The organism is Pseudonocardia sp. (genome assembly GCF_025465255.1).
In the GTDB taxonomy this organism is placed as follows: domain Bacteria; phylum Actinomycetota; class Actinomycetes; order Mycobacteriales; family Pseudonocardiaceae; genus Pseudonocardia.
In genome coordinates this window covers 1-2,740 of record NZ_JAODNI010000049.1, presented here as the reverse complement: position 1 = coordinate 2,740, position 2,740 = coordinate 1, and the positions used below count along the sequence as shown (strand labels likewise).

Genomic DNA, 2,740 nt, shown 5'->3' with positions numbered 1-2,740 from the left:
CGTGCCGGTGGTGAAGGTCTGCGTCATGCAGTACAGGTAGGCCTGCGCGGCGTCGCCGACCTCACCGATGCGCCCCGCCGGGATGGCCGCGGCGACGTCCCGGTACATCTGCTCGCGGTCGGCCTCGCTCATCCCCGCCCACAGGGGCGAGCGGAGCACGCCCGGGTTCACGGCGTTCACCCGGATCGGGGCGAGCTCGACCGCCAGCGCCTTGGTCAGCGCCTCCACCGCGCCGCAGATGCTCGCCGGAACGGCCCAGCCCGCGCCCGGACGGTCCTTGGCCGTGCCGGTGGTCAACGTGATCGAGCCACCGGTGCGCACCAGCGGCGCTGCCGCGGACACCGCGGCCAGGGCACCGAAGAGGCGCAGACCGAAGAACTGCCGTGCCTGCTCCACGTCGAGCTCCGCCATCGGCATCAGGGCCAGCGACTCGCCCGCGGTGTAGACGAGATGATCGAGCTCGCCGATCTCCTCGAGCACGCCGGGGACGATGGAGGGGTCGCTGAGGTCCGCGACACGGCCCGTGGCCCCATCGGGGAGCGCGGACAACGCCTTGTCGACGCTGGAGCGGCGGCTGGAGACGACGACGACCTCGGCCCCGGCGGACGCGGCGCCGGCCGCGACCGCGAGTCCGACGCCCGACGTGCCGCCCAGAACGACGACGCGCTGCCCGTGCAGATCCATGAGAAACCTCCTGGTGAAGTGCTGGTCGAACCTCCTCCACGATGTGCCCATGGATGGGGCGAGGTCCAAGACTCCTTCCCGCGCCTGCAATACCCTGGGGGCATCCAGCCTCGTCCGCGCACAGGAGGCGCGAGCATGGATGTGGACCTGCGCAAGCTGCGCTACTTCGTCGCGGTCGCCGACCACCTGCATTTCGGCCGCGCCGCGGCAGCGCTGCACATCGCCCAGCCCGTGCTCTCCCGCCAGATCCGTGCCCTGGAACACGAGCTGAAGACCCAGCTGTTCGACCGCACCAAACGCGCCACCGCGCTCACCCGCGCCGGCGAGCAACTCCTCACCGACGCCCGCCCCCTGCTCGCCGGCGCCGACGCCCTGCAACGACGGGTCCAACGCGCCGCACTCGCCGCCGACCGCTTCACCGTCGGGTTCATGCCCGGGCTCATCGTCACCCCCGCCACCCGTGTCCTGGCCGCCCGCCACCGCGACCTCACCGTCGACGTGCTGCGCACCAGCTGGGACGACCAGACCGAGGTCGTGCACGACGGCCGTGTGGACGTCAGCTACGTACGCCTGCCCATCGACCAGAACGGCCTGCAGATCCGCCCGCTGCTCACCGAACCCCGGGTGGCCGCGGTACCCCTCGACCACTTGCTGGCGGCCAAGGACGGCATCAGCATCAGCGATCTGGCCCACGAGCACCTGTTGCAGAACCCCGACGCCGTGCCCGAATGGCGCGACATCGCGGTGGAGCTGCGTACCGGCCGAGGAGAACCGCCGCCGCCGATCCGCACGGTGGAGGAGAAACTCGAGCACGTCGCGGCCGGCCGCGGGCTGGTGGTCCTCCCGCTCTCCACCGCCACCTACTACACCCGCCCCGACATCACCTGGGTTCCCATCGACGACATCGGGCCCAACCACGTGTGCCTCGCCTGGGACAACACCCGCACCGATCCCCTCATCCACGAGTTCACCGAGATCGCCACCGCCCAGGCGCAGCGGCCCTACACCCCCGCCTGAGCGGGTCCCGGAAGGCCGAGGCGGCGGGGACGGCCTCCCGCCCACCAAGGGTCCAGCGCGGCCAGCCCCCCGCTCGTTGAAGACGAAGCAGGGCGCCGGGTTCGGCTACCCACCTCGTCGGACGGGAAATGACCCCGAGTCTTGGCGATTTTCCTCCGTTGGAAGTTGATGGATTCAATGGCGTTTGTGGTGTAGGCGATGCGGCGGAGTTCTGCGGGGTAGTCGAAGGAACGGGATGAACTCGTTCCAAGCGCGCTGCCACACGTCGACGATCGGATAGACCTCGTCGACCGGCCGATTCCGCCAGATCTCGATTTCCCGCCGACGCCCGGTCGCCCTACTGGACGCATCGATCTGGTTCCAACTCGTTGAGCGCGGCGACGCAGTCCTCGCCGGGCTCGACGAGTTCGCCGACCAACGGACGGACGTCCCGGCCGACCACCACGAGCAGGTGCTCGACACGATGCTCGGGCAGGTGGTCGCTTGGGCTGGGGCGCTCGCCGCGCTGCGGGCCGCATGATCTGCACGACGACTCAATGGCATGACCGAGGCGGGTCCCGACGCGCGCCCCTACTGGTGCGCGCTCACCCGGCAGTGATGCTCGTCCCGAGATCACGGGTGCGGACCGAGGTCGTGGCGAGCACGTGGGCGAACGAGTCGAAGACTTCGGTGGCCGCGTCGGGGTGACCGAGGTGGTCGAGCATCATCGAGGCGCACCAGATCGCGCCGAGCGGGTTCGCGATGCCCTGCCCGGCGATGTCGGGTCCGGCTGGCCCGGCGAGCGGGTGGCCGCGCGCTCCCGGAGCGCGGACGATGGAGGTGGTGACGAGCCAAAACGGCGAGCCGTCCACCCGTCAGGAGACCTGGTCACCGGATCCCCGCCGCTGGCGCGCCCTGGTCGTGACCCAGATAGCCGGGTTCATGACCCTGCTCGACGTCAGCATCGTCAACGTCGCGGTGCCCTCGATCGAGCGCGGGCTGCACGCCTCACCGCAACAGATCCAGTGGGTGGTGTCCGGCTACGCCCTGACCTTCGGGT

Annotated in this window: 3 protein-coding genes and 2 pseudogenes; 2 read left to right on the top strand and 3 right to left on the bottom strand. The window is 70.4% G+C overall.

Features of this window, described 5'->3' with window-relative positions:
* Nucleotides 1–684, bottom strand: a 684-nt coding sequence (locus JWP64_RS04945; protein WP_297492788.1) for an SDR family oxidoreductase, incomplete at its 3' end; no start/stop codon positions are given.
* Nucleotides 685–819: 135 nt separating this feature from the next.
* Between JWP64_RS04945 and JWP64_RS04940 the strand changes: the two genes are divergently transcribed.
* Nucleotides 820–1,701, top strand: a complete 882-nt coding sequence (locus tag JWP64_RS04940) for a LysR family transcriptional regulator (RefSeq protein ID WP_297492785.1) — start codon at nucleotides 820–822, stop codon at nucleotides 1,699–1,701.
* 113 nt (nucleotides 1,702–1,814) lie between these two features.
* On the opposite strand, the pseudogene JWP64_RS04935 reads toward JWP64_RS04940, so the two are convergent.
* Nucleotides 1,815–1,962: pseudogene (locus JWP64_RS04935) on the bottom strand (transposase); the annotation flags it as partial.
* A 323-nt stretch (nucleotides 1,963–2,285) separates the two neighbouring features.
* Nucleotides 2,286–2,552, bottom strand: a complete 267-nt coding sequence (locus JWP64_RS04930; RefSeq protein WP_366889410.1) for an isocitrate/isopropylmalate family dehydrogenase — start codon at nucleotides 2,550–2,552, stop codon at nucleotides 2,286–2,288.
* Here JWP64_RS04930 and JWP64_RS04925 point away from each other — a divergent pair.
* Nucleotides 2,515–2,740 (top strand): annotated as a pseudogene (locus tag JWP64_RS04925) (MFS transporter); the annotation flags it as partial. The gene JWP64_RS04930 and the pseudogene JWP64_RS04925 overlap by 38 nt on opposite strands.

Excerpts from the sequence above, each read along its gene's own strand:
- JWP64_RS04940 (WP_297492785.1), top strand. The coding sequence starts at position 820 with ATGGATGTGGACCTGCGCAAGCTGCGCTACTTCGTCGCGGTCGCCGAC.